The following is a 23,612-nucleotide window of genomic DNA, read 5'->3' on the forward strand; positions in this document are numbered from 1 at the left end:
TCGATTAAACAAAGTTATTGCTGAACCGTCTGACCGAATCTTTTCCTAAAACCCGGCTCTGGTCGTTTTGTATCTGCGCCGGAATGCTGGTGTATTTTACCCAAGTGACGGTGCTATTTCCGGTGCTGCCGCTGTATGTGACCCAGCGCTGGCAGGATGCGGGCGTGGGGTTCGTGGTTGGGGCGATGGCGGCGGGGCTGCTGCTGTTTCGTCCGCTGATTGGCTGGCTGATTGATCGCTGGGGACGGAAGCCAGTCCTCTGGCTGGGACTGGGGCTGATGGTGGTGGTCTTGCCGCTGTATGGGTGGTCGCCCAATCCTGACTGTTTGATGGGGGTGCGCGTGCTGCACGGCATCAGTCAGGCAGCCTTCGCCACAGCCTCGCAAACGCTGTTGGTGGATGTGGTGCCGACCCGTCGCCGCACGGCGCTGCTGGGCTATCTGGCTATGTCGAATACGATCGGATTTTCGATAGGGCCAATGCTGGGGGCGATCGCCTTTGCACGCGCAGGCTTTGTGCCCGTGATTGGAGCAATGGCGGGGCTGACGCTGCTGGGATTTGTGCTAACCCTGCCGCTGCCCTGGAAGACGGCTGCAAGTTCAGAAGTATCATCCGCTGCCGTCTCAAATAAATCAAGTGAATCAAGTGAATCAAGTAAGTCAAGTAAGCCAAGTAAGTCAAGTAAGTCAAGTAAGTCAAGCGAGCTTGCTCCAGAAAAGGCAGCCTTTCCGTGGAACGTGATTTTGCAGTTTCCGGTGCGCGATGCCACGCTGCTGTTCTTCACCGGGTCATTTTTGCATGGTGCAGTGGTCACGTTTTTGCCGCTGCTGGTGTCCGACGCGGCCGTATTTTATAGCCTAAACGCGCTGGTGGCGGTGTTGGTGCGGTTTGCGCTGGGGCGCTGGGGCAACCGCGTGTCTCCGCGCTGGGTGGTGAGTGTGGGAATTCTGTGTTCTGGGATAGGACTGGTGGGCGTGGCGATCGCCCCCACCTTGCTGCTCCTCTGGTCAGTCATCTACGGCTTGGGATTCGGCTCGTTGTTCCCAGTGCTGTCTTCCATCGTGTCCTTTGCAGCACCGCTCACGGTACGAGGGCGAGTCTACAGCGTTTTCCTAGCGGGGTTTGACAGCGGCATGACCTTGGGTGGAGCAGGGGTTCAGCCGCTGTCTCAGATCTTTCCGCTAAGCGTTCTGTTTCTGATGCTGGGGGGACTGGGTTGCAGCATCAGCGGACTTGCATTTCGCCAGTTCTCTAGACCGATTGAGCGAATCTAGAACGCATCATCCCAGCATTCTAATTATGATTCAAAATATGATCCAACCCTTCTGCCAGCTAAATACAGAGTTGAAAAGTTAAGCAGAGTTAAGGTTGGCGAAATTCCATAACTTTTCTATATCGCGCATCTAGGGGCGATCGCCCTATAACAGAGACATCAAAGCCCCCATTTCACCCAAGGACACCCATGATGCAACTGACCTATCGCGGCATTCGCTACACGCCCTGCACAAAACTCCCCACCACTAAAACGATCAAAGGCAGCTATCGCGGTATCCCCATGACGCTATATTACTCGTCTGTCATGCCGATCCAGCCGTTTATCAACCTGAGATATCGCGGCGTAAGCTATCGTCCAGTGCTGGTGATGCCGCTCAGGCGGGCGAAGAGTATTGCCCTGTAGTCACCAGAAGCGAATCCAAACGTCCTAAATTAACCCTCTGCAAGAGGAGCAATGGCAACCGTTAGCCGACCATCTGTTGACGCAGGCTTCGCAGCGCAGCACCCGTCCCCTGCGTCGCGGCAGCCTCCAGAACCTGAGTCAATAATGCAGGTAAGTCAATTGCCGGAAAATAGCGGCTGTGGGATTGCAGTTCATAGCTTTCCGCTTGCAGAGCGTAAATCTTTAGACCGCTTTTTTTGAATAGCCACACTTCGGGGACACCATAGGGCGCGTAATCCTCGGCAGCGGTGTAGGTGGTTACGTCAATTTCGATCACTAGGTCAGGCGGTGGATCAGTTTGCCAATTGATGCGGTCTTTGCCTGCTGCCGCCTGCCAGTGATCGATATAGAAGCAATAGTCGGGTTCAATCCCACCCGATTCAGGAATATCCATCGTAATGGGCGTAAAGGCCTCGTAGTTTCGCTCTTCGCTATCTAAGAGAATTTCTACAACTCTGGCTAGAAGATGGGCTTCGCGGCCGTGGCGGGGTAAAGGACTCATCAGCAAGATTTCTCCATTACGAAACTTGATGCGGGGGATAGAGCCATCGCCCCGGCTATCGCGCAGGGCGCAGTAGTCTTGCCAGGTTCCGGGCATCCGCACCACGCTACCAGGAGGGAGGTGTATCTTTTCACGGGAGATGACAGCATACATAGGGCAATTCCAGGGCTAGTTCCAGGAGATGTTCCAATCAGGGTTCAAAAACGTGTCAAGCGGGCAGATCGATTCTGGCGATCTAGCCTTGACAAATGGGTTGATTCCTTATTCTAGGTTTCTTTTCCGGCGCGGTGCAGCAGGGATTCCACTGCGCTGAGCAAGTCCGCATTGTGCCAGCCCAGCAGGTGAGCGGCGATCGCACATCCCCCGGCTCCCACCCCTTCTTTGACATAGCCCTGCTCGTAGGCCCGCAGGCTGGCATAGCGCGAGGCGGCGAAGCTCAGCGGCGTGGCCAGCAGCGGCGCATTTAGGTCAGCGGCGAGTCCTGCTGTGTCGCCTGTGGGGTCTTCGGCCACCCAGCGCGTCGTTCCCACTGCCACCCGTTCTGCGGGCCAGTCTAGCCCGTGATGGTGCTGGAGCGATCGCATCAGCGCGTAGACCGCTAGCATTTGCGTGCCGCCTGCCAGCAAGACTCCGGTGACTCGACTGGCGGCGATCGCCATCCCTGCGACGGCAATCTGCATCGGGTCGCCCACAGCCGCCACCACGGCTAGCGGGTCGGGATTATCTGGTGCGAGCGTTCCCTGTTCCAAGGCCCGATTTAACCCAGCGGATACGATATCCCACTTTTGGGCATGGTTGCAGGCAGGATGACTGCTGTTGACCTTACCTGCGGCGGCCCAGCCCAGTCCTGTGAGTACGGAAAGGGCCGTAGTCGTGCCGCCGACGACGCATTCGCCAATCAGTAAGTAAGCATCAGGTTGTGCTTGAGCGAGGCGATCGCCCCAGTCCAGTCCCGCTTGCAGCAGCCGCAGCACCGTTGGTAGCTCCAGCGCAGCCCCAGTCGATACGCAGCGGGCCGGCGTGCCGCCCACGTCGATGCAGGGAACGGTCGGCGCGTGGCGCAGTCCGGCGTTGAGCAAATGCAGCGGCAAGCGAAAGCCTTCTACCACCGCCCGCGAAATCAGCGTTGGCGATGCGCCCGCCGTCAGCGGTGGCAGCGGAAACTGGGGATTGGGCCGAGGCCCGTGGTAGAGAAATTCGGCATCGGCGATCGCCGTCCATTCTCGATCGGCGGGTGTAGCTCCCGCAGCAGAAATGCCCGGAATCAGCCCTGTCTCGGTAAACCCTAGCACACAGGCAAACTGCGATCGCGCTCCCTGAAACTGCCGAAGCCAGCGATCGCCCTGCGCGATGTTTCCGTAGCAGCGCGGCCAGGTCAACTCAACGCCCAAGGTCATAGGCTCTGAACCAATTTTGAATTTTAGATTTTAGGATTGGTGATTTCAGAAGGCTACCCAGAGCTTCTGCCCTGCTTTTAGCTTACGGCCCCAGGCTGTGCTTTTCAGAGACACCGGGCAGGAATCGCAACCATTCCTAACCTGTGCTGAAACCTCACAGGCTTAGCACAAGCTGCAACCCCGGCTCTGGCTGGGCCTCTTCGGGCAGAGGTTCGGGATTGGCGCGGGCGGCGGGGCAATAGCGGGCATAGGCGCAGCGATCGCACTGTTCACCCGGAAACGGAGTCCAGGAACGGTCTTGCCGCAATTGCAGCGCTAGTTCGCCGATAATCGACTCCACCTGCTGGCGATGGTCGGGCGTGACTGTGTAACTAACCTTCTCGCCTGTCCGCAGATACAATAAGCTAAGTTGCTTCAGGTGCTTTTGATAGCGCTGCTCCAGTGCTAGATAATATAACCCGATTTGCAAATCGATTTCATCGGGCAATAGCGCCTCACTATCCTTGCTGGATTTATAGTCGATTAGCTCCAGCCCGTCCTCCAGCCAGTCGATTCGGTCATAGCGACCCGACAGCGTAAATTCCAAATCCTGCACCCGCAGCGTCCCCTGGATGCGCCCTTCTACCGCTAGCGGCCGCCGAATTGCGCTTTGATTTGCAATAAAGCCGTTATAGTAGCGTTGCAGGATGCGCCGACCTTCGCTCACCTGAGTTGGCGTGAGTCCGCTGCTGTGCTGATTCCAGCAATATTCCACCCAGTCCAAGCGGGGAATCGGGTCTTGATAATGCCAGTCGTCGTAAATCTGAGCCAGCGCCTGATGCAGCGACGTTCCCAGCGCTGCGGAGCTAAAAAATGCCGCCCCCGGCAGCTTGCGCTCATAGCGAAAGTAGTAGGCGAGTGGACAGCGGTAGTAGCTTTGCAGCTTGGCAGCGGAGAGCGAGTAGGTCATGCGGACTGTAGAAATGCGACAGAAACTCAACAGACCCAGAGGGTTTTTATATGATGACACTAGATATGGGTTTTAGGTAGAGTTCGGATGCACTAGGGATAGAGTAGAGGGGGCAGGGTAGGGGTAGAGGGGGGAGTTCGTTGGTCATGCCAAGGATGCCAAAGGTAACGGCTCGGCAGTGGAGCATTTTTATTCTGGTGCTATCAAATGTCATCTGGGGTTCTACCTTTCCGCTGATTAAGACATCGCTAGGGACGCTATCGCCGTCGGTGTTGGTGATGGCGCGGTTTGTGGTGGCGGCGATCGCCCTCTTGCCTGTTGTTGGAATGCGCCTGCGTTCCGTGTCGCTGGCAGTCGCTCCAGTGCCCCCCCCATCGCACCTCAGCAAAGGACTGATTCTGGACGGCATCGGGGTGAGCGTCCTCATGTTTAGTGCAGTTTTGACGCAGGCAATCGGGCTGGAAACGGCTCCGGCCAGTCGGGCCGCGTTCATTACCAGCCTGAATGTGATTTTGGTGCCGATTTTTGCGCGGCTGCTGGGGCGCAAGATTTCGATACGGGTGGCGATCGCCGCAGGGCTGGCGCTGGCTGGCGTGGGGCTGTTGTCCTGGGAGGGTGGGGTGCTGGGGGTGGGCGATCTGTGGGTGCTGCTCTGCGCGGCCTGCTGGGCGGTGTATATTCTGCGAATGGAGCGAATTGTGCAGCGCTACAGCGCGACAGCCTTGACGACGGTGCAAGTGATGGCGATCGCCCTCCTGAGTCTACTGTGGGCCGCCCCGCACATCGCTTCGCAAACCGCCGCCCTCATCGTCAGCGCCGCCGTGGTGCTGTACCTAGGACTCTTCGCCACCGCCCTCACCACCTGGACCCAGGCCAGCGCCCAGCGCCACCTCTCCGCCACCGAAGCCGCCATTCTCTACACGCTAGAACCCGTCTTTGCATCGCTGTTTGCCTTCTGGTGGCTGGGCGAACGCTGGGGCCTGCGCGGCTGGCTGGGGGGTGCGGTGATTTTGGCGGCCACGCTGCTGAGCCAATTGCGCCCTAAAGCATGAACTACCTCGCCCACCTGCTGCTCTCCGAACCCGACCCCCTGGCCCGCCTCGGCAACCTAGCGGGCGATTTCCTCAAAGGAGCAAACGTGCGATCGCTCCATCCCACGATTCAGCGGGGCATTGCGCTCCATCGCCAGATCGACACCTACACCGATTGCCACCCCATCGTCCGCCAGAGCAAGGCGCGGGTAGAGCCGCCCTACTGCCGACTGGCGGGGGTGCTGGTGGATGTGTTCTACGACCATTTCCTAGCGGTTCACTGGCAAACCTATGGGGTGGGGACGCTGGAGGAGTTTGTGCAGGGGGTCTACGCCGATTTGCAGCACTATCAAGCGCTGCTGCCGCCGTCGCTCCAGCGGGCGCTGCCGTTTATGCTAGCGGGCGACTGGCTGACTGCCTATCGGCAAGTATCGGGTATCGAGATGATTCTGGAGCGTATGGCAGCGCGATCGCGGCGATCGCCCCTCCTCGCCTCCAGCATTTGTGTATTGCACCATCATCACTCTGCCCTAGAGCAAGACTTTCACCAATTTTTCCCGGCGCTCAAGGTATATGTCTACAATCAGGTTGCAATCCTGGTTGCCAAAGGCTCTGGCTTCTGAGCAATGAAAAATTGAATCCGTACCTATCAGACCGGGCGAATCTGGCTAGGACAGGGGCTTTCAGGTATGGTCTACCGCTTGCGGCCGAATTTCGCTTTCAAGTCGTCTAGCGTTGCTGCTGTGGAGGGGCGATCGCCCGAAGCTGAGAGATTGGGGTTGCTGGACTGAGCAACGGGCTTCGGCCTTTGGGATTTAGCGCCCTCCTGCGATCGCCCAGTTTGCTGGGTTGCCTTGTCGTTTACCTCGGAACGCATCGACAGGCTAATGCGCTTCAGCGATTCGTTCACCTCCAGCACGCGCACGGTGACGATCTGCCCCACTTTCACCACGTCTTTCGGGTCTTTGACAAACCGATCGGCCAGTTGCGAGACGTGAATCAGACCGTCTTGGTGAACGCCGATATCCACAAACGCGCCAAAGTTTGCGACGTTGGTGATCACACCTTCGAGCGTCATGCCGACCTTGAGATCGCCAATTTCCTGAATGTCTTCGCGAAAGGTGGCGTAGGTGAATTGGGCACGCGGGTCGCGGCCAGGTTTCTCTAACTCTGCAAGGATGTCGCGCAGGGTAGGTTCGCCGATGGTATCGGTGACGTAACGCTGGAGGGAGAGGGTTTTCAGCCGTTCTCCTGCCTTGGTCACTTGATCTAGCGGGATGCCGAGATCCTTGGCGATCGCCTCTACAACACCGTAGCTTTCAGGATGGACGGCCGTATTGTCCAGCGGATTGTCGCCATTGCGGATGCGGAGAAATCCGGCTGCCTGCTCAAACGCTTTGGGGCCCAGCTTAGAGACTTTTAGCAGTTCGCGGCGATTGCGAAACGCGCCGTTTTGGTTGCGATATTGCACGATATTGTTGGCAACAGCGCTGGAAATGCCGGAGACGTAGCTCAGCAGTTCTTTTGACGCAGTATTCAGGTCTACGCCCACGTAGTTGACGCAGCTTTCGACCGTTTCATCCAGCTTTTTCTTGAGCAGCTTTTGGTCCACATCATGCTGATATTGACCCACACCGATAGACTTGGGGTCGATCTTCACCAGTTCTGCTAGAGGATCTTGCAATCGGCGGCCGATGCTGATGGCTCCACGTACGGTCAGATCCAGGTCAGGAAATTCGGCGATCGCCACCTGACTGGCAGAGTAAATCGATGCACCAGCTTCGTTCACAATCACTTTCACGGGTTTGTGATCGAGCGACTTCACCACTTCATTCACAAACGCATCCGTTTCGCGGCTAGCGGTGCCGTTGCCAATGGCGATTAGCTCAATCTGGTATTTGCGAATCAGGTCAAGGAGCGATCGCCCTGCTTTTTCCCGCTGCCCCTCGCCCGTGTGGGGAAAGATGGTCTGATATTCCAGAAACTTACCCGTCTGGTCAATCACCGCCACCTTACAGCCCGTGCGAAAGCCGGGGTCAATGGCCAGCGTTGGCTTCATGCCCGCCGGAGCCGCCAGCAGCAGTTCCCGCAGATTTGCCTCAAAGGTTTTAATAGATTCGATATCGGCCCACTGCTTTTTCTCGGCAATCACTTCGCTGGTCAGGGACGTTTTCATCAGCCGCACAAAGGCATCCCGCAGCATCGCCTGATAAAACTCGCGCACGGGCTTGGACTTGGTGCGAATCACTTCGCGCTCTAGGTAGCTCTGCACCTCGTCTTCGTCGAAGGTCAGGTTCAGCGTCAGTACATCCTCGCTTTCGCCCCGCAGCAGCGCCAATAGGTTGTGCGGCTGAATCTTACTCACGGGCGCGGTGTAGGTACGATACATCTCGAATTTGGTGCTGCCTTCGGGAAAGTCGGGCTTGATGCGCGACTCGAAGCTGCCAGAATTCAGGAAAAATTGCCGCAGGTGCGATCGCAGTTCTGCCCGATCGGCCACCGCCTCTGCCAGGATGTCCGACGCGCCCTGCAAAGCCTCTTGGGTCGTTTTCACGCCTTTGTCCCCATCGACGTATTTCGCAGCTTCAGCGGCCAAATCCGCCTGGGGTGCGTTGGGCTGATTCAACGACTCAATCCACTGGGCTAGCGGCTCTAGCCCTTTCTCACGGGCAATGGTGGCGCGGGTGCGGCGCTTGGGGCGATAGGGCAAATACAGGTCTTCTAGCTCGGTTTTCGATAAGCACTGCTCGATTTGCGCCTGGAGGTCGTCGGTGAGTTTGCCCTGATCGGCGATCGCCTTTAGCACCGTCTGCTTGCGTTCCTCCAGTTCCGTCAGGTAGGCATGGCGATCGGCCAGATCCCTGAGCTGAATCTCGTTCAGTTCGCCCGTGCGCTCCTTGCGATATCGCGCCACAAAGGGAATGGTCGCCCCTTCTGCAAACAGCGCCAGCGCATTTTCCACCTGAAACGGCTTAAGCGATAGCTCCTGGGCGAGCAGTTTGGGAATGTCGATCATGGGTGAACCGTAGAGAAACGCAACGTGCATTTTTCACTATACCGAAGTCTTGAACAGAGGCAGGAGTGGGGGGATTTTGGATTGGGGATTTTGAATTTTGGATTGGGGGGTTTGGTAGTAGGGCGATCGCCCAGAGGTGTCGGTGTTGCTAGATGAAGGGCGATCGCTCTTTCGCAGTCTGACGAGATCCTGAGCGACACAGCATGATTTAAGGCATTTATTCTAAATCATTATTCATACCCCAAACTGCCTCCAGCCAACTTAAGAAGCTCTTGCCTGGTGAGCATTGTAGCGGTGTAATGCAACGATGCTGAGTACAATAGTCTTGCGCTGGGTAGTGATGAGGCAGCATGAAGAGACGAAGTGAGCGGTTTGGGTTTGCGTTTGCGACGACAGCAATCGTATTAATACTAATTAGCCTGATTGGGCTGTTGTTGTGGAGCGAAGGGGCGCTCACGAATCGAGAAGCTATCTGGGAAACGCTAACCAATGCCATTATTACGCTGATGGGTGAATATCCCGACAAGCCGCGAAGCTTTTTGGGTCAAATCCTTCAGTTGCTCTTGCTAATTTTTGGGACGTTTGTGTTTGGGGCAATCGTGGGTAAAATTTCATCTTTTTTTGTGACTCGTGCGCTATCGAAGGAAAAAGCAATGAAAACATTCAAAGATCATATTATTCTCTGTAATTGGAATGAGAAAGCGCCTGCCATTGTGCATCAACTTCTAGAAGTCGGGCGCAATCATCGGCGGGACATTGTTATCATTTCAGCCTCGATTGTTGAGGAGCGGGCCGATCTCGAAGAGTTTAGCAATATTCACTTTGTGCAGGCCGATCCGACACATCATGCCACGCTAGAGAAATTTCAAGCATCTCAAGCAAAATCAATTATTTTACTTGCCGACGAAGATAGCGAAGGGCCCGACGAAAAAAATGCCCTCATTGCCCTTGCGATTAAGCATCTAGAGCAAATTCCTGGCCGTCAGAAGGATATTCACGTTGTGGGTGAACTGGTAAGACCAGATCGTCATCGACATCTTAAAGAAGCAGGTGTAGACGAAATCATTTCGGCGCGGGATTACAGTTCTGGAATTATTGCCCAGAGCGCAGTGTTTAAAAATATGTCAGTAGTATATCAACAGCTTTTAACTTATTCTGATGAATCCAATGAGTTTTATTTTATTGAACCAGGACGATATCCAGAGTTTCTTCAGGGTATGACGTTTGTTGAGTTAAGTCGATGGATCAGCGAGTACAGCGATGCCCACATCGAGAATCCGCTCTTGCTGATCGGTATTAAACGGGCGAATGGCGATATTTTACTCAATCCCAAACGGACTCAATTCAACCGACTGACCGAGGGTGAGTCGCTGATTGTGATGGCATTTAGCAATGTTGATCAAATTTCATGAGGTGTTTCCGGTAACTTTGTGCAAGCTTTTAGCAGACTTGAGGGAGTTCTCAGAAATACACCGACCGAAGCGCGGTATACTCCCACTGTGGGATTGGGAAGCTGGATTCCAGTTGATGAAGGCTGAATCACACAGGTTACAAGCAGAGATTACAGAAAGCTAGGCAGCATGTTAGCGGTAGCAATTTTGGCGGCGGGACGGGGAACGCGAATGAAGTCAGACCTTCCGAAGGTGCTGCACGATCTGGGCGGGCGATCGCTCGTGGAGCGGGTGTTGGACAGTTTGGCAGCGGTGCAGCCCGATCGCCAGTTGGTGATTGTGGGCTATGGGGGCGATCGCGTGCGGGAGTCTCTCAGCGCGGTTCCAGGGGTGGAGTTTGTAGAGCAGCGGGAACAGTTGGGCACAGGCCATGCGGTGCAGCAGATCATTCCCCATCTCGACGGCTTTGCAGGCGATGTGCTGGTGCTGAATGGCGACGTACCGCTGCTGCGCCCGGAAACGCTGAAGAACCTGCTGGATACCCATCGCTCAGCAGGCAACGCGGCCACGCTGCTGACGGCGCATCTGCCAGAACCGAAAGGCTACGGGCGCGTGTTTTGCGATGGCAGCAACCGCGTGACGCAAATTGTAGAAGATCGGGACTGTACGGCTGCCCAAAAGCAAAACCGCCGCATCAATGCCGGGGTCTACTGTTTTCGCTGGGCAGACCTCGCAGAAGCGCTGCCCAAGCTGACCGCCGATAACGATCAGCAGGAATATTATCTGACAGATGTGGTGAGTATGATGTCACCCGTCATGGCTGTGGATGTAGACGATTATCAGGAAATCTTGGGGATTAACGATCGACGGCAGTTGTCCGCTGCTTATGACATTTTGCAAACGCGAGTAAAGAACGCCTGGATGATGCAGGGCGTGACGCTGATTGACCCGGCCAGTATCACGATTGATGATACCGTCACCCTTGGCCCAGATGTCGTTATTGAACCCCAGTGTCACCTGCGCGGTAAGACGGCCATTGGTGCAGGCAGCCGCATTGGCCCCGGTAGTCTGATCGAAAACAGCACGCTGGGCGATCGCGTGACGGTTCTATATTCCGTTGTGTCGGACAGCACCGTGCAAGCAGACACCCGCATTGGCCCCTACGCGCACCTGCGGGGACAGGTACAGGTGGGCAACGGCTGCCGGATTGGAAACTTTGTGGAGCTAAAAAAAACTACGCTGGGCGATCGCACGAATGTCGCGCATTTATCTTATCTGGGTGATGCAACGCTAGGTACGAAAGTGAACATTGGCGCAGGGACGATCACCGCTAACTACGACGGCGTAAAGAAGCATCCGACGGTCATTGGCGATCGCACAAAAACTGGGTCAAACAGCGTCTTGGTTGCGCCTGTGACGGTGGGAGCCGATGTGACCATTGCCGCTGGATCGGTGATCACCGAAGATTTGCCGGACGATTGTCTGGCGATCGCCCGATCGCGGCAGGTGGTGAAACCGGGCTGGCGGCTCACGGCTGTCTCGGATGTGGCAGCACCCTGAGCTAGGGAATCCCAAGATTCTGCGCCGTGAATGATCCGGAGGCGCGATCGCTGGGAAGAATATCTGTATAAACCCTGGATAAACCTTTGGAGAAGCTCTAGTGGCAGGTGGAAACCCCAGCATGGGTTTGTCTACTGTTTTCACTAGAACCAGTTTCCGCTAGAAACCGGTTTCTGCTAGAAACAGTTTCCGGCTAGAAACCAGTTTCCGATAGGAACACAGGCTCTCTCCAGGCAACTCATCCAGGCAACCTATTCAGGCCACCTAATGCAGGCGACTATGCAGGCGACACTTTCCCCCAGCGATCGCACGACCGACCCGTCCGCAGCCGAGTTATCCCTCTCTGTCGAAGAGCTAGGACGCACGCTGGAAGCCTTTTTCCGCCAGCGCCAGTTGGCAGTTGCGGTGCGCTGTGCCCTCCAGGGCGATCGCCTGCTGGTGGTGGGCAACCACCGCACCGATATGTCGCTGAATCCGCGCCAGGTGTTGCAGCTTCTCGAAGCCCGCATCCACGCGCTCCAGATTCGCTCGATTCAGCAGGTGGGGCTATACCTACGGATTGTCGGCCAGCCCAAGCCCTACGTGCGCCGCCAGTTTTCGCTGAACCAGACACCGCCCAAGCCTGTGCTATCGGGGGTTGCCGCCAGCGCCATTGCGGGAACCGGGGCAATTGCTCCACCCGCCACCATTCCCATTCCCAAGCCCGCATCTGTCGCGCCGTCTGCCCGCACCAAGGCTCAGCCGATCCCGCCAACCACCAGCAGACCCCCTGCTCAAGCTGTTCAAGCTGTTCAAAAAGCGGTTCCACAAGCCCCCAAATCTGCCCAGACTCCTCACCAAAGTCCTCAGAAGAGTGTCGAGGCAGGAGCAGATCATCGCCTGCTGATAGCGGGCATTGGAGCCGTCGGGCTGGCTCTGGGCAGCTACGTGCTGACGCAGCCCTGCACCCTTGGCGCGTGCCCCCAGTTGGAAACGGCAGAATCTCTGGGCAGCAAGTCGTTTACCGTCGTGACACAGGCTCCTGCTGCGCCCGACCTGGCCGCCGCCCAGCAGTACCTCACTGGGGCGATCGACCTGCTGGACACCGTACCCATTTGGTCGCGCCATCGGTCAACATCCAATGAACTGCGCCAGCAATATCAGCAGCAAAACGAGGTGCTGAATGGGTTGAGGCAAGCTGAGCAGTGGGCGATCGCCGCTACCCAGGCCAGCGAGGCTCCGGTTCTCAACCTCCAGACCTGGCAGTTGATTCGGAACCAGTGGGAAGCCGCGATTCAGCAGCTTGAGGCAGTACCCGTTGCCAGCCCGTTTTATGCAACAGCCACCGCCAAACTCCAAGACTATCGGGATCAGCTAGCCTTGGTGCAAACCCGGCTTCAGCAAGAAGAGGCAGCCGGACAGCGCCTCAGCGAAGCCAAGCAGTTGCTCAAGCTGGCCTGGGAGCGGCAGCAGCACGCCATTCGTCAGAAGCGCCCTGATCTGGCCGAAGCAGTAGTCGCCACCTGGGAAGCAGGCCTGGCGCGGTTGCAGCAAGTGCCGCCCAACACCAGCGCCATGTTTGAAGCAGAACGCCTATTAGCCCTGTATGAGCCTCGGGTAGAGAAAATCAAAACTGACCTAGAAGCAGCGATCGCCCAGGCCGCCAATCAGCCCGCCCAGCCCATGCTCCAAATTGCAGACCCCTCTGCCGCGCCCGACACCCAGCCCGTCGCGCAGCCTACGCAGGCGATCGCCCCGCAAACCATTCCACAACCGATCCCACAGCCAGTTCCGCAACAGATTCCGCAGCAGGCGCTCTCTCCCCAGCAAATGGCGCAATACCAAATGGCCCAGCAGCAGATGGCGCAACAGCGGATGATGCAGCAGCAGATGATGCAGCAGCAAATGCGCCAACAACCCCTGCGCCAACAACCCATGTCCCAGCGACAACTCCTGCAACAGCAAATGCTCCAGCAGCACATCATGCAGCAGATGCAGGGACAGCCCATGCCCCCGGTGCAAACGGTTGGACAGTAGTAGGGCTACGCAGTTGGACGATTTCTCGCGGGCGCAGCCCGCGAGAAATCGTTCAGAACCTGGGAAATTGTTAGTGTCCTTTGTTTTTCGCCACCGCGATCTGGCAACTGCTGAAACCCTTACAGCATGGTTGTTCTTGATTGGTCATTTTGAGGGTGGCGAATAAATCGGGACACTAACCAAAATCCAAAATCAATCTCACTTACCAATGCAAAAGCGGCTGAAGATGCGATCGAGGACAGATTCGGTCACATCCTCGCCCGTGATTTCACCCAAAGCCTGGATGGCGCTTCGCAGGTCAATGCTCCAAAAGTCCAGCGGGAGCTGCTGAGCAATGGTGTCTTGCACATGCTGGAGGGCAGTTTTGGCGCGGGTGAGCGCGGCAGACTGGCGCTGGTTGATGGCCAGGTCAAGGTTCGCAGCCGTCAGCTTGCCGGCCTGGGCAATGGTCAGAATCGCTTGCTCCAGTGCGTCGATGCCGCGATTTTGGGCGGCAGCAGTGTAAACCGTGGGCAAAGCGAGCGGAGGAGGTGGGACAGCGCCATCGCTCTGCCACTCCGCCACTCCGCCATTCCCAGCTACCAGATCAATCTTGTTCACCACCAAAATCAGCGATCGCCCCTTGACCTGCTCATAGATTTCCTGGTCTGCGGCCGTCCAGCCCTGGGCAGCGTCGATGGTGAGCAACACCAGATCGGCGGCTTGGGCGGCCTGGCGCGATCGCGCGACCCCAATTTGCTCAACCACATCCTCGGCCTCGCGGATGCCAGCGGTGTCGAGCACCTGGATGGGGATGCCGCCGACTACGAGCTGCGATTCAACCACGTCGCGGGTCGTTCCCGGAAGCGCTGTCACAATAGCGCGATCGCTCCGGCTCCAGGCATTCAGCAGGCTAGATTTGCCGACATTCGGGCGACCGACGATCGCCACTTTTAGCCCGCTCCGCAACAGTTCGCCCCGGTCTGCCGTGTCGAGGAGCGCCGTTACTTGGGCGAGAACTTGCGCCAGTTGGGTTTTGATCAGGGCTTCATCCAGCGGTGGCAGGTCGTCTTCAAAGTCGATGCGGGCTTCCACTTCGGCCAGAATATCGAGGCAGATCGCCCGAAGCTGGCGGATGGGCTGGGCAAGCTTTCCTTGCAGGCCGGCGAGGGCAGATTGGGCCGCCTGGGGCGATCGCGCTCCCACCAAATCGGCAATGCTCTCGGCTTGCGTTAGATCAATGCGCCCGTTGAGAAAGGCCCGCAGCGTGAACTCTCCCGGCTCTGCCAGCCGCGCCCCACAGTCCAAGCAAGCCTGCAACACCTGCTGCACCGCCATCATGCCGCCGTGACAGTGAAACTCCACCACGTCTTCGCGGGTGTAGGAGCGCGGAGCCAGCATCAGCAACAGCAGCGCCTCGTCAATCACTGTCTGGGTTTGGGGCTGGCGCACATGGCCGTAGAGAATGCGGTGGCTGTCCCACACCTGTCGCCCTGGTGCGTGGAATAGGATACGGGCGATCGCCACGGCCTCAGCCCCCGACAGGCGCACAATGCCCACGCTGCCTTGAGCAGGAACGATTGCTGTGGCGATCGCCGCGATGGTGTCTTGTTTCAGAGCAGGAGCCGTCATGACGTGAAATCAAGGGACGCTCTCTTCAATCTACTGGCACTCGCCCCCAAACGCGCAAATGGGTGGATTAACCTGCGATGAACCGCTGTGATGTGCTACTCGACCCCTATCGGCAGCTTGGCCCCCATCGGCAACCGGATGCAATGACATTACCTCTGAGTTGCCCTTTTAGAGGGCGATCGCACCATAAACGTCCAAATTCTCTTGCTTTGGACTGCTGGAATAATCCCTGTTCCGCCCAGGCTAGGGGTTGCAGTAGGCACACTGGGCCGGGTCGGCAAAGTCCTGACCGTCGGGATAGCGCACGGTTTCAGTAAAACCGCACCGGGTGCAGCGGTAGAGGGCGGCTAGCGTTAGGCTTGTGGGCGCGTGGCAAAGGGCGCAGGGCAATCCGGGCTGGCGATCGCCCACGTCGAAACCGGGCGCGTGGCACTGGGGGCAAGTCTGTTGCAGCTTGCGGATCAGGTCTTGCGTTGCGAGGGCGATCGCCTTCATCCGCGTGGGGTTCATCATGGCCCGCATGTCGGTTTCCAGATGGGCGCGGCCGTGGCGCTTGAGGGTCGCGGTCACGATTTCTCGGAACTGATCTTCCTGCGTGATGCCCTTGTGTATCTCCGTGGGGTCGCTGCCCTCTGCCGCAGGCATCACCACCAGCCCGTGACTGGGAAACCCTGCCGATTGGGCAAATTTCAGCGCCGCCTCCAGGCTGTCTACCTGCTGATGGCTATAGTTGGTGTCTGGCGTAGCGGCGTGGCCCGCGATCTCCAGCCCATGCCGCCGATCGATCAATAGCACCAGTTCTCGATTGAGCGGTACGTAGGGCATCAGCGGATGGGGCCCAAAGCTGCCCTCGCTGGCGATCGCCAACTCTGTTCCCAGCGCTGCCCCCAGGTTTTCCAGCGCGTGCATTGCCTTGAGCCGCGCTGTTGCTAGCTGATCTGCCGGCCGCTTGATATCACGGGTAAAGGTGCCAAACTGGTCGCTGTCAAACCCATCGGGAACCACGATTTCTAGCGCGAAGGCGGACGTGAGGAGGGGGGCGATCGCCGCCTCCTTGTGATGCATGGTCGCCAAAATAGCCGTGCGCCCGGTAAACCAGTGGGAAGACATCGGGAAGCATGAGAGAAGGAGTGAAGTCCTGAGGCATTATTTTACCTTACCTGCCCTGCCATGACCGATCCCGCCAGTCCCCATTACCTTGCTACCGTCACCGGAAACCGCAGTTCAAACGGCGTAAACGTGCCCGACGTGACGGGGCGGCCGCGCAAGACTAGCTCGTAAGCGCCAGCGCGAGGGAAGGTGACGGTGGCTCCGGGAATGCCCTGGCGACCCTCGGCGGAAACGGCTTGCAGCGTGGGTGACAGAATGGGCGCATCCCCCTGGCGGCGCGGGCGGGCGTAAACCTCAAGCTGGCAGGTGCAGGCGGAGAGGGGAATCGTCTGGCCGCCGCGTCGCGCCAGCGCAAACCAGACCTGGCTGGCAACTCCGGCGCGGGGATTGTCTCGCGGCTCGATATGTATCGTGCCGCCGACCTCGCCCGACACCTGCACCTGATGGGCACTGGCCGGATCGAGGGGGGGCAGACCAATCCTGCCTGCCGCCATCGACAGACCCAGCAGCGCTAGCAGGCTTGCATTACGAACGACGAGACGGAGCTTCTGCATACCATTCCTCCTGACCAAACCATTTCCAGACCCAGCGGCCGCGCAGCAGCAAGACGCTGAGGGTTGCCCCACTGAGGGCGATCGCCCCTGCCCAGTGCCACCTCGTAGGCGACACGCCGAGGTAGGTAGAACCAATGGCGATCGCGTGAATCGTTGCCAGCAGCAGGGCAGGAACCGAAAGCAGGTGCAGCGGCCGCCAGGTTGCCCCCAGCCACTTTTGCGCCCGGTCGAAGCTCGTCAGGGCGGCGGGGAGCATCGCCAGCAGCGCGGCGGCTCCAGCGGCGATCGCCCCTTGGTGTTGTGGCAACATGAAGGCGATCGCCTGCCAGTTCCAGCCCCAGGTGTGTTCCGCCATGTGCAGCGTGTGCGCCGCCGCCAGCACAAACGCGCCCACCCCCAGCACTCGCCGCACCCTCAGCAGCCCACTCCAGAGACCGCTGAGGGGCCGCGCCACCAGCGCCAGCATCAGGCAAAGCAAACTGGCGTGGCCAGTAAAGTCCGTCATCGTGTCGCCCGTCCGCAGCAGCGTCAACAGACCAATGCTCAGCGTCACCCAGCCGCCCAGTCGATAAAACTGGCTGCGCTGATCGGCGCTCAGCCATGCCGCAGACGTGCCCACGCCCAGCATCGTCGGCAGCGTCCCCAGTCCAAAGGCCAGCATGGTAGCGCTGCCCAGCCAAGGATTGCCCGTGTCGGCTGCCTTGATCTGGGCTGCGTAGAGAAATCCGCAGGGAAACAGACCCCAAACCGCGCCAAGCAGCAGGGGCGTAGCCACATGGGAGCGCTTGCCAAGTCTCTGCATCAGGCGACCGAGCCGCTCGTGCAGCCTGCCTGCCGCCAGTGGATGCAGCAGCGGCACCCTGGGCAGCCCGTTCGGCGCAACCTGCACCAGCCCAAACCACACCAGCAGCCCGCCCGTCAGCAGCGCCATTAGCCGCCTCGCCAGACTCCCTACGCCCGCGAGTTGCCCGCCGGCCAGCACAACCGAGCCGACTGCACCGATTGCCAGCCCCACTAGCGCATAGCTGAGGATGCGCCCCATATTCAAGAGGACGTGAAAAATAAACTGCTGCCAGGGGGTCGGGGGCTTGTCCTGCACCTTTGCCAGAGAAAACGCCGCCGTCAACGGGCCGCACATTCCCACACAGTGTCCAAAACTCCCCAGAAACCCCAGGGTCATGACTAGCAGCAGATCCACCATGCCTGCTCAACGAAACCTGTATGCTGCAACGAAATACATTCCAAAGCGCTAGAAGTTCTCAAGGCGCTAGAATTTCATGGCTCCAAACATGAGGATTCTAGACGAGAGGACTCTAGACATAAGGCTGATGGCAGGTGAAAGGGGCCAAACGGCGCGATCGCCCTTGACGTTTCGAGGTTTCTCTACACTAACGGCCGTCCCGTGGGATGTCAAAAGACGGGCTGTCAAAGTTAGACGGCTAGACGGCGGGGGGGAAATTAGCCGGGGCAGTTCCCCGTCCAGCAACCGTGGTGAGGCTGAGGCTGCTGTGAGATATCTTCCTGTGGATCGGCAGCGGTAAGATGAAGAAATATTGCTAACTTGAGGCAACCCATGACGGCGAACGTTGAAATTTACACTTGGAGTACCTGTCCGTTTTGCATTCGCGCCAAGGCTCTGCTGAATAAGAAGGGCGTGGACTTTACGGAATATTGCATCGACGGCGATGAAGCCGCCCGTGCCGAAATGGCAGATCGCGCCAACGGTCGCCGTTCCCTGCCGCAGATCTTCATTGATGGCGTTCATGTCGGCGGCTGCGACGACCTGCACGCGCTGGATCGGCAGGGTAAGCTAGACGCGATGCTGGCAGGGGTCTGAGCAAGGGAGGCGAAGGGGCAAAGCGCTGGCTTGATTCTGGGCGATCGGCCACCCCGCTCTCTTGCGCTCTGCCGCTGCCCCGCGTTGTTCTGTTCTGCCCCCTCGGTTCACGTCCTCAATCCCCGACTTTATTTCCCGACTCTCCCGACTCTATTTATGAAACTTGCCTTCATCATTGACCCGATCCACCGCCTCGATCCAGGCCACGATACCAGCGTGGCGCTGATGGAGGCGGCGCAGCAGATGGGACATGAGGTGTGGATTACGGAGGCGAATCGGCTGTCGGTGGTGGGCGGCAGGGCCTATGCTCAGCTTCAGCCCGTGCGGTTGGTTCCGGTCGAACTGGTAGAAGGGCGCTGGGTGGCGGCGGAGGTGTGGTTTGAACTGGGCGATCGCCAGTTTCTGCCGCTAGACAGCCTGGATGCGGTGTTCATGCGGACTGATCCGCCTGTGGATATTCCCTATCTCTATGCCACCTACGTGCTGGACTATGTGAACCCAGATAAAACGTGGGTCATCAATGCCCCGGCGGGGCTACGGGCGGCTAATGAAAAGATGTATGCGCTGCAATTTACGGGAGCAATTCCTGAAACCATCGTCACCGCAGACAAGCAGGTGATTCGCGAGTTTGTGGAGCGGCAGGGCGCAGCCGTCATGAAGCCTCTGGGGGGCAAGGCGGGCGAGGGGATTTTGTTTGCCGAACCGGGCGATCGCAATTTGAATTCACTGATCGAAATCAGCACCCAGCAGTTTCGCGTGCCCATCATGGTGCAGGAGTATCTACCCGCGGCAAAAGACGGCGACAAGCGCGTGATCTTGCTAAATGGCGAACCCATCGGCGCGGTGAACCGCATCCCTACGGGCAAAGAGTTTCGCGGCAACATGGCAGTGGGCGGGCGCGTGGCGGCGGTGGAGATTACCGAGCGCGATCGCCAAATTTGTGCCCAGCTTGCCCCCACCCTGCGCCGCGACGGGCTGATTTTCGTCGGCATCGACATCATCGGTGGCTATCTCACCGAAGTCAACGTCACCAGCCCCACAGGCATTCGAGAAATCGATCGGCTTAACGACGTGCGCTTGGGGCAGCAGGTGATGGACTGGCTGAGTCAGTCGCGGGGAATAGAGCCGTAGCGTAGTTAATAGAGCGTCATCACTCAAATCCCACGATTTTTGCACTGCGGCACCCTCATCTCTCGTATCTCAAACTACAATCCAGGGTGATGCGTTCTAGTAGGGTCAAATATTGGGATTTGTAAAGACCCTGGCTCTGAGGCGTGTTTTAGAGCCTTTTGATTCCCCCTTAGCCCTCCTTGTTAAGGGGGGAACCGGGCCGAGCCGCACCGGAAGTCCCCCTTGTTAAGGAGGGAAGCCGGGCCGAGCCGCACCGGAGGTTCCCCTTAACAAGGGGGATTTAGGGGGATCGACTCAGGGCAATTAACGGTTCAGAGAGTTTGAAAACACTGTCTAGAGGGCTGAATATCTTTAGAACCAGGGTCGCTTTTCGGAGTATGCAGAAACTACGTATTCAGAAACTACAGAGGCGATACAGGTCTTTACAGCACGCCTGCAACAGCACGCCTGCATCGGGCATTCTGTTTTTGTTTGCTCAATTTTGTTAGCAATGAGGTGAGTTGGATGAGTCAGTTGTGGTATCCGTCGGGGCGATCGCCCCTGAAACGACGCAAGTTTTTACAATATGGGGCGATCGCCGCTGGCACGGGCCTCGTCGCAGCCTGCGCGTCTCAAGCGCCAACCTCGACCGAAGCACCGGCCAGTCCTGCGGCTGGTGCTAGCCCTGCGTCCGGTGAGCTAACCAAAATCACCTATGGCACCAACTGGTACGCCCAGGCAGAACACGGCGGCTTCTATCAGGCGGTTGCCACGGGCTTATACAAAGACGCAGGGCTGGACGTGACCATTAGCATGGGCGGGCCCCAAGTCAACGGCACGCAGTTGCTCATGGGCGGCGCGATCGACTTTTTCATGGGCTACGCCGCCGATGCCATCAAGGCCGTCGAAGAGGGCATTCCCAAAGTCACCGTCGCCGCCATCTTCCAAAAGGACCCGCAAATCCTGATGGCACACCCTGGTACGGCCGACTCGCTCGAAGACCTGAAGGGTCGCCCCATTTTCGTCTCCTCCTCCGCAAACGTGACCTACTGGCCATTTTTGAGAGCCAAGTTTGGGTTCACCGACGACCAGAAGCGACCCTACAACTTCAACCCCGGTCCATTTTTGCAAGACAAGCAAACCGCGCAGCAGGGCTATCTCAGTTCCGAGCCGCTGGCGATTAAAAAAGAAGGCGGCTTCGACCCCGTCGTATTTTTGATTGCGGACTACGGCTACGAACCATATTCCACAACCATCGAGTGCAAGCGTGAACTGGTCGAGAGCAACCCCGACTTGGTGCAGCGGTTTGTGGATGCTTCCATCAAGGGCTGGTACAGCTATCTCTATGGCGATCCATCGCCGGGTAACGAGCTCATCAAGAAAGACAACCCGGAGATGACCGACGAGCAAATCGCCTATGGCATCGAGAAGATGAAGGAATACGGTATTGTCGATTCGGGCGATGCCCAGGTGAAAGGCATCGGCGCAATGACCGAGGAACGCTGGAAATCCTTCTATGACACGATGGCAGCAGAAGGGGTGTTTAAGCCGGAAACCGACTATACCCAGGCCTACACGCTCCAATTTGTCAACAAAGGCCCGGATGCATATAAGGTCTAAGTCGAGTACGGTGTAAATGGAGCGCAGCCGGGGTAGCGGAACTGGCGCAACTAGTTCCGCTGCCCCGCTGCCGAACTAGGCTTACGCAACTAGTCTTATTCCACTAGTTTTAAGGAACCCCATCGCATGAACACCCCAGCGGCGTTTACGCTCAGCGATGTCAGCAAAGTCTACTCCAATGGCACGGTGGCGCTGCACAACCTCGACCTGACGGTGCATGAGGGGCAGTTTGTCAGCCTGTTAGGCCCGTCGGGCTGCGGCAAAAGCACCGTGCTGCGGATGGTGGCAGGGCTGGGCAAGATGAGTTCGGGCAACCTGTATTGGGGCGGCAGTTCTCAGCGGAAGTTGGCCTACGTCTTTCAAGAGGCGGCGCTGATGCCTTGGGCGACGGTGGAAGACAACGTGGCGCTGCCGCTGAAACTGGCGGGCCTGTCGAAGAGCGCGGCGCGGGAGGCGGTGCAGGAGGCGATCGCCCTCGTTGCGCTGCAAGGCTTTGAAAAGGCCTACCCGCGAGAACTCTCCGGCGGGATGCGGATGCGCGTCTCCATCGCCCGCGCCCTGGTGACAAAGCCAGAAATCTTGCTGATGGACGAACCCTTTGGGGCGCTGGACGAAATGACTCGCAGCAAGCTCAACAGCGACCTGCTGAACCTCTGGGGGCAAAAGCAGTGGACGGTGGTGTTTGTCACCCACAATATTTACGAAGCGGTGTACCTGTCGAACCGTGTGGTGGTGATGGCGGCGCGTCCGGGGCGCGTGGTGGCGGATGTGGCGATCGCCGCTTCCTACCCCCGCACTGAGGAGTTTCGCACCACACCATTGTTTAACGACTACTGCCGCGACATTTCCAACAGCCTGTCTCGCGCCGCTGGGCAGACGACTGCATTGCACCCCAGCGACAGCGTTTCCGCCAGCGTCGTAAACCAGCCTGCATAGCGCCAACCTGATTTCGCGCCAACCTGATTTCGCGCCAACCCGATTTCCTAAGGCAGCATTCCGATGGCCAATCTGTTTGACGTATCTCGCCAGCCCGAAGCCTCTGCCCCATCCTCGGAGGCTGGTCAACCGTCCCAACTGCAACGCCTGCTCTCGCCCGATATCCTGGCTCCGATTCTCGTGGGCCTGTTGATGTTGGCGCTGTGGGAAATTGGTGTGCGCCTGACCAACACACCGCCCTACATCCTGCCGGGGCCGATTCTGGTGCTGCAAACGCTGGTGCGAGAGTGGGGGACGCTGTTCCCCTCGCTGCTGATCACGATGAAAATCACGCTGTTTGCCTTCCTGGCGGCGGTGGTGTCGGGTCTGCTGGTTTCTGTGCTGTTTACCCAGAGCAAGTGGATCGAGCGCAGTTTCTTTCCCTACGCGGTGATTTTGCAGACGACCCCGATTGTGGCGATCGCCCCCCTGATCATCCTCTGGGTGCGGCAGTTGGTTCCGGGCACTGCGTCCACCTTCGTATCGCTGGTCATCTGCGCCTGGCTGGTGGCCTTTTTCCCCATCCTGTCCAACACAACTCTGGGCCTCAACAGCGCCGACCATAACCTGATCAACCTGTTCCAGCTTTATCGCGCTTCCCGCTGGCAAACCCTGCGCTACCTGCGGCTGCCCAGCGCCCTGCCCTATTTCCTGGGCGGCTTGCGAATTAGCGGCGGGCTGGCGCTGATCGGCGCAGTCGTGGCGGAATTCGTCGCGGGCACAGGCGGCACCAGTTCTGGGCTGGCCTACCAAATCCTGATCTCCAGCTTCAACCTCCAGATTCCCCGCATGTTTGCCGCCCTCTTGCTGACCACCGTGCTGGGCATCCTGATTTTTGTCTTGCTGACGATGCTCTCCGACCGTCTCCTGCGCCACTGGCACGAAAGCGCCGTCCGCCGAGAAAATTAAGCTGATTCCTTGGGCGGCAGCCAGTAGGCAGAGCCGTTTCGTTCCCGCTGGAGCAGACCATGTTCAAACAGTTCGCGGCGGAGTAGAGCCGGATCGCAGAACGTGTGATATTCATTGAGGAGCTGGTTGACCTCGCGTTCGGTGTAGGTTTTGCCCGCAGCGAATTTTTCAGCCAGATACCACAGCACCAGCGTTTGCACCCGCGCTCGATTGCGCTTGGACGGCCAGCGCGTCACCCGGCCCTGGTCATCCAGATAGGGCTGGAGTTCTGTAAAGTCGATCATTTCACCCCGCTCCTCCGTCTAAT

Annotated in this window: 21 protein-coding genes; 12 read left to right on the forward strand and 9 right to left on the reverse strand. The window is 58.1% G+C overall.

Features of this window, described 5'->3' with window-relative positions:
- Positions 1 to 17: 17 nt before the first annotated feature.
- Together HNI00_RS07695 and HNI00_RS07700 are read left to right on the forward strand one after the other, a co-directional pair.
- Positions 18 to 1,274: an MFS transporter gene (locus HNI00_RS07695; RefSeq protein WP_316792173.1), complete on the forward strand. Its 1,257-nt coding sequence runs from the start codon at positions 18 to 20 to the stop codon at positions 1,272 to 1,274.
- A 188-nt stretch (positions 1,275 to 1,462) separates the two neighbouring features.
- On the forward strand, positions 1,463 to 1,678 hold the full coding sequence (locus HNI00_RS07700) for a DUF4278 domain-containing protein (protein ID WP_172353365.1): 216 nt from the start codon (positions 1,463 to 1,465) through the stop codon (positions 1,676 to 1,678).
- Between the two features lie 61 nt (positions 1,679 to 1,739).
- On the opposite strand, the gene HNI00_RS07705 is transcribed toward HNI00_RS07700, so the two are convergent.
- The 3 genes from HNI00_RS07705 to HNI00_RS07715 form a co-directional block, all read right to left on the reverse strand.
- Positions 1,740 to 2,372: a Uma2 family endonuclease gene (locus HNI00_RS07705; RefSeq protein ID WP_316792177.1), complete on the reverse strand. Its 633-nt coding sequence runs from the start codon at positions 2,370 to 2,372 to the stop codon at positions 1,740 to 1,742.
- 113 nt (positions 2,373 to 2,485) lie between these two features.
- Positions 2,486 to 3,616, reverse strand: coding sequence for a nicotinate mononucleotide-dependent phosphoribosyltransferase CobT (gene cobT / locus HNI00_RS07710; RefSeq protein ID WP_316792179.1), 1,131 nt, complete (start codon positions 3,614 to 3,616; stop codon positions 2,486 to 2,488).
- Between the two features lie 154 nt (positions 3,617 to 3,770).
- Positions 3,771 to 4,565 (reverse strand): RecB family exonuclease, encoded by a 795-nt coding sequence (locus tag HNI00_RS07715; protein WP_277775521.1) that lies wholly within the window; start codon positions 4,563 to 4,565, stop codon positions 3,771 to 3,773.
- A gap of 146 nt (positions 4,566 to 4,711) precedes the next feature.
- Between HNI00_RS07715 and HNI00_RS07720 the strand changes: the two genes are divergently transcribed.
- Together HNI00_RS07720 and HNI00_RS07725 are read left to right on the forward strand one after the other, a co-directional pair.
- On the forward strand, positions 4,712 to 5,617 hold the full coding sequence (locus HNI00_RS07720; protein ID WP_316792182.1) for a DMT family transporter: 906 nt from the start codon (positions 4,712 to 4,714) through the stop codon (positions 5,615 to 5,617).
- Positions 5,614 to 6,219, forward strand: a complete 606-nt coding sequence (locus tag HNI00_RS07725; RefSeq protein WP_316792184.1) for an acyl carrier protein phosphodiesterase — start codon at positions 5,614 to 5,616, stop codon at positions 6,217 to 6,219. Before HNI00_RS07720 ends, HNI00_RS07725 begins: the two co-directional genes overlap by 4 nt.
- A 71-nt stretch (positions 6,220 to 6,290) precedes the next feature.
- Here HNI00_RS07725 and HNI00_RS07730 read toward each other — a convergent pair whose 3' ends face one another.
- Positions 6,291 to 8,612 (reverse strand): Tex family protein, encoded by a 2,322-nt coding sequence (locus HNI00_RS07730; protein ID WP_420156326.1) that lies wholly within the window; start codon positions 8,610 to 8,612, stop codon positions 6,291 to 6,293.
- A gap of 350 nt (positions 8,613 to 8,962) precedes the next feature.
- Between HNI00_RS07730 and HNI00_RS07735 the strand changes: the two genes are divergently transcribed.
- The 3 genes from HNI00_RS07735 to HNI00_RS07745 all read left to right on the forward strand — a co-directional run bounded on the left by HNI00_RS07735 (position 8,963) and on the right by HNI00_RS07745 (position 13,579).
- Entirely contained in the window at positions 8,963 to 10,024 is a 1,062-nt protein-coding gene (locus tag HNI00_RS07735; RefSeq protein WP_316792188.1) for an NAD-binding protein, read from the forward strand.
- A gap of 168 nt (positions 10,025 to 10,192) precedes the next feature.
- On the forward strand, positions 10,193 to 11,563 hold the full coding sequence (gene glmU, locus HNI00_RS07740; protein WP_316792190.1) for a bifunctional UDP-N-acetylglucosamine diphosphorylase/glucosamine-1-phosphate N-acetyltransferase GlmU: 1,371 nt from the start codon (positions 10,193 to 10,195) through the stop codon (positions 11,561 to 11,563).
- A 279-nt stretch (positions 11,564 to 11,842) separates the two neighbouring features.
- Positions 11,843 to 13,579 (forward strand): hypothetical protein, encoded by a 1,737-nt coding sequence (locus HNI00_RS07745; RefSeq protein WP_316792192.1) that lies wholly within the window; start codon positions 11,843 to 11,845, stop codon positions 13,577 to 13,579.
- A 198-nt stretch (positions 13,580 to 13,777) separates the two neighbouring features.
- Here HNI00_RS07745 and mnmE read toward each other — a convergent pair whose 3' ends face one another.
- The 4 genes from mnmE to HNI00_RS07765 form a co-directional block, all read right to left on the reverse strand.
- Complete coding sequence (mnmE, locus tag HNI00_RS07750; protein WP_316792194.1) at positions 13,778 to 15,190, reverse strand: tRNA uridine-5-carboxymethylaminomethyl(34) synthesis GTPase MnmE; 1,413 nt, start codon at positions 15,188 to 15,190, stop codon at positions 13,778 to 13,780.
- Positions 15,191 to 15,433: 243 nt separating this feature from the next.
- Positions 15,434 to 16,300 (reverse strand): DUF6671 family protein, encoded by an 867-nt coding sequence (locus HNI00_RS07755; protein WP_316792196.1) that lies wholly within the window; start codon positions 16,298 to 16,300, stop codon positions 15,434 to 15,436.
- A gap of 83 nt (positions 16,301 to 16,383) precedes the next feature.
- Complete coding sequence (locus HNI00_RS07760; RefSeq protein ID WP_316792197.1) at positions 16,384 to 16,854, reverse strand: hypothetical protein; 471 nt, start codon at positions 16,852 to 16,854, stop codon at positions 16,384 to 16,386.
- Positions 16,826 to 18,055, reverse strand: coding sequence for an urease accessory protein UreH domain-containing protein (locus tag HNI00_RS07765; protein ID WP_316792199.1), 1,230 nt, complete (start codon positions 18,053 to 18,055; stop codon positions 16,826 to 16,828). The genes HNI00_RS07760 and HNI00_RS07765 overlap by 29 nt, the downstream gene beginning before the upstream one ends.
- A gap of 372 nt (positions 18,056 to 18,427) precedes the next feature.
- On the opposite strand from HNI00_RS07765, the gene grxC reads away from it, so the two are divergent.
- The 5 genes from grxC to HNI00_RS07790 all read left to right on the forward strand — a co-directional run bounded on the left by grxC (position 18,428) and on the right by HNI00_RS07790 (position 23,305).
- The gene (gene grxC, locus HNI00_RS07770) at positions 18,428 to 18,691 is read left to right on the forward strand and encodes a glutaredoxin 3 (protein WP_068509172.1); all 264 of its coding nucleotides are present in this window, start codon (positions 18,428 to 18,430) and stop codon (positions 18,689 to 18,691) included.
- A gap of 156 nt (positions 18,692 to 18,847) precedes the next feature.
- Positions 18,848 to 19,822 carry a glutathione synthase gene (gene gshB, locus HNI00_RS07775; protein WP_316792201.1) on the forward strand — a complete coding sequence of 325 codons (975 nt, stop codon included), beginning with the start codon at positions 18,848 to 18,850 and terminating at the stop codon, positions 19,820 to 19,822.
- A 504-nt stretch (positions 19,823 to 20,326) separates the two neighbouring features.
- Complete coding sequence (locus HNI00_RS07780; protein ID WP_316792203.1) at positions 20,327 to 21,421, forward strand: ABC transporter substrate-binding protein; 1,095 nt, start codon at positions 20,327 to 20,329, stop codon at positions 21,419 to 21,421.
- Between the two features lie 126 nt (positions 21,422 to 21,547).
- On the forward strand, positions 21,548 to 22,357 hold the full coding sequence (locus HNI00_RS07785; protein ID WP_316792205.1) for an ABC transporter ATP-binding protein: 810 nt from the start codon (positions 21,548 to 21,550) through the stop codon (positions 22,355 to 22,357).
- Positions 22,358 to 22,549: 192 nt separating this feature from the next.
- The gene (locus tag HNI00_RS07790) at positions 22,550 to 23,305 is read left to right on the forward strand and encodes an ABC transporter permease (RefSeq protein WP_367185695.1); all 756 of its coding nucleotides are present in this window, start codon (positions 22,550 to 22,552) and stop codon (positions 23,303 to 23,305) included.
- Here HNI00_RS07790 and HNI00_RS07795 read toward each other — a convergent pair.
- Positions 23,302 to 23,589, reverse strand: a complete 288-nt coding sequence (locus HNI00_RS07795) for a DUF2087 domain-containing protein (protein ID WP_316792209.1) — start codon at positions 23,587 to 23,589, stop codon at positions 23,302 to 23,304. The genes HNI00_RS07790 and HNI00_RS07795 overlap by 4 nt on opposite strands.
- Positions 23,590 to 23,612: the final 23 nt, after the last annotated feature.

This window comes from Thermoleptolyngbya oregonensis NK1-22 (genome assembly GCF_032705245.1).
In the GTDB taxonomy this organism is placed as follows: Bacteria; Cyanobacteriota; Cyanobacteriia; order Elainellales; family Elainellaceae; genus Thermoleptolyngbya; species Thermoleptolyngbya sichuanensis.

Excerpts from the sequence above, each read along its gene's own strand:
- HNI00_RS07705 (WP_316792177.1), bottom strand. The coding sequence starts at position 2,372 with ATGTATGCTGTCATCTCCCGTGAAAAGATACACCTCCCTCCTGGTAGC.
- HNI00_RS07755 (WP_316792196.1), bottom strand. The coding sequence starts at position 16,300 with ATGTCTTCCCACTGGTTTACCGGGCGCACGGCTATTTTGGCGACCATG.
- HNI00_RS07785 (WP_316792205.1), top strand. The coding sequence starts at position 21,548 with ATGAACACCCCAGCGGCGTTTACGCTCAGCGATGTCAGCAAAGTCTAC.
- HNI00_RS07780 (WP_316792203.1), top strand. The coding sequence starts at position 20,327 with ATGAGTCAGTTGTGGTATCCGTCGGGGCGATCGCCCCTGAAACGACGC.
- HNI00_RS07790 (WP_367185695.1), top strand. The coding sequence starts at position 22,550 with ATGTTGGCGCTGTGGGAAATTGGTGTGCGCCTGACCAACACACCGCCC.
- mnmE (WP_316792194.1), bottom strand. The coding sequence starts at position 15,190 with ATGACGGCTCCTGCTCTGAAACAAGACACCATCGCGGCGATCGCCACA.
- HNI00_RS07795 (WP_316792209.1), bottom strand. The coding sequence starts at position 23,589 with ATGATCGACTTTACAGAACTCCAGCCCTATCTGGATGACCAGGGCCGG.
- HNI00_RS07700 (WP_172353365.1), top strand. The coding sequence starts at position 1,463 with ATGATGCAACTGACCTATCGCGGCATTCGCTACACGCCCTGCACAAAA.
- cobT (WP_316792179.1), bottom strand. The coding sequence starts at position 3,616 with ATGACCTTGGGCGTTGAGTTGACCTGGCCGCGCTGCTACGGAAACATC.
- grxC (WP_068509172.1), top strand. The coding sequence starts at position 18,428 with ATGACGGCGAACGTTGAAATTTACACTTGGAGTACCTGTCCGTTTTGC.
- HNI00_RS07760 (WP_316792197.1), bottom strand. The coding sequence starts at position 16,854 with ATGCAGAAGCTCCGTCTCGTCGTTCGTAATGCAAGCCTGCTAGCGCTG.
- HNI00_RS07715 (WP_277775521.1), bottom strand. The coding sequence starts at position 4,565 with ATGACCTACTCGCTCTCCGCTGCCAAGCTGCAAAGCTACTACCGCTGT.
- HNI00_RS07720 (WP_316792182.1), top strand. The coding sequence starts at position 4,712 with ATGCCAAGGATGCCAAAGGTAACGGCTCGGCAGTGGAGCATTTTTATT.
- glmU (WP_316792190.1), top strand. The coding sequence starts at position 10,193 with ATGTTAGCGGTAGCAATTTTGGCGGCGGGACGGGGAACGCGAATGAAG.
- HNI00_RS07725 (WP_316792184.1), top strand. The coding sequence starts at position 5,614 with ATGAACTACCTCGCCCACCTGCTGCTCTCCGAACCCGACCCCCTGGCC.
- HNI00_RS07730 (WP_420156326.1), bottom strand. The coding sequence starts at position 8,612 with ATGATCGACATTCCCAAACTGCTCGCCCAGGAGCTATCGCTTAAGCCG.
- gshB (WP_316792201.1), top strand. The coding sequence starts at position 18,848 with ATGAAACTTGCCTTCATCATTGACCCGATCCACCGCCTCGATCCAGGC.
- HNI00_RS07745 (WP_316792192.1), top strand. The coding sequence starts at position 11,843 with ATGCAGGCGACACTTTCCCCCAGCGATCGCACGACCGACCCGTCCGCA.
- HNI00_RS07765 (WP_316792199.1), bottom strand. The coding sequence starts at position 18,055 with ATGGTGGATCTGCTGCTAGTCATGACCCTGGGGTTTCTGGGGAGTTTT.
- HNI00_RS07735 (WP_316792188.1), top strand. The coding sequence starts at position 8,963 with ATGAAGAGACGAAGTGAGCGGTTTGGGTTTGCGTTTGCGACGACAGCA.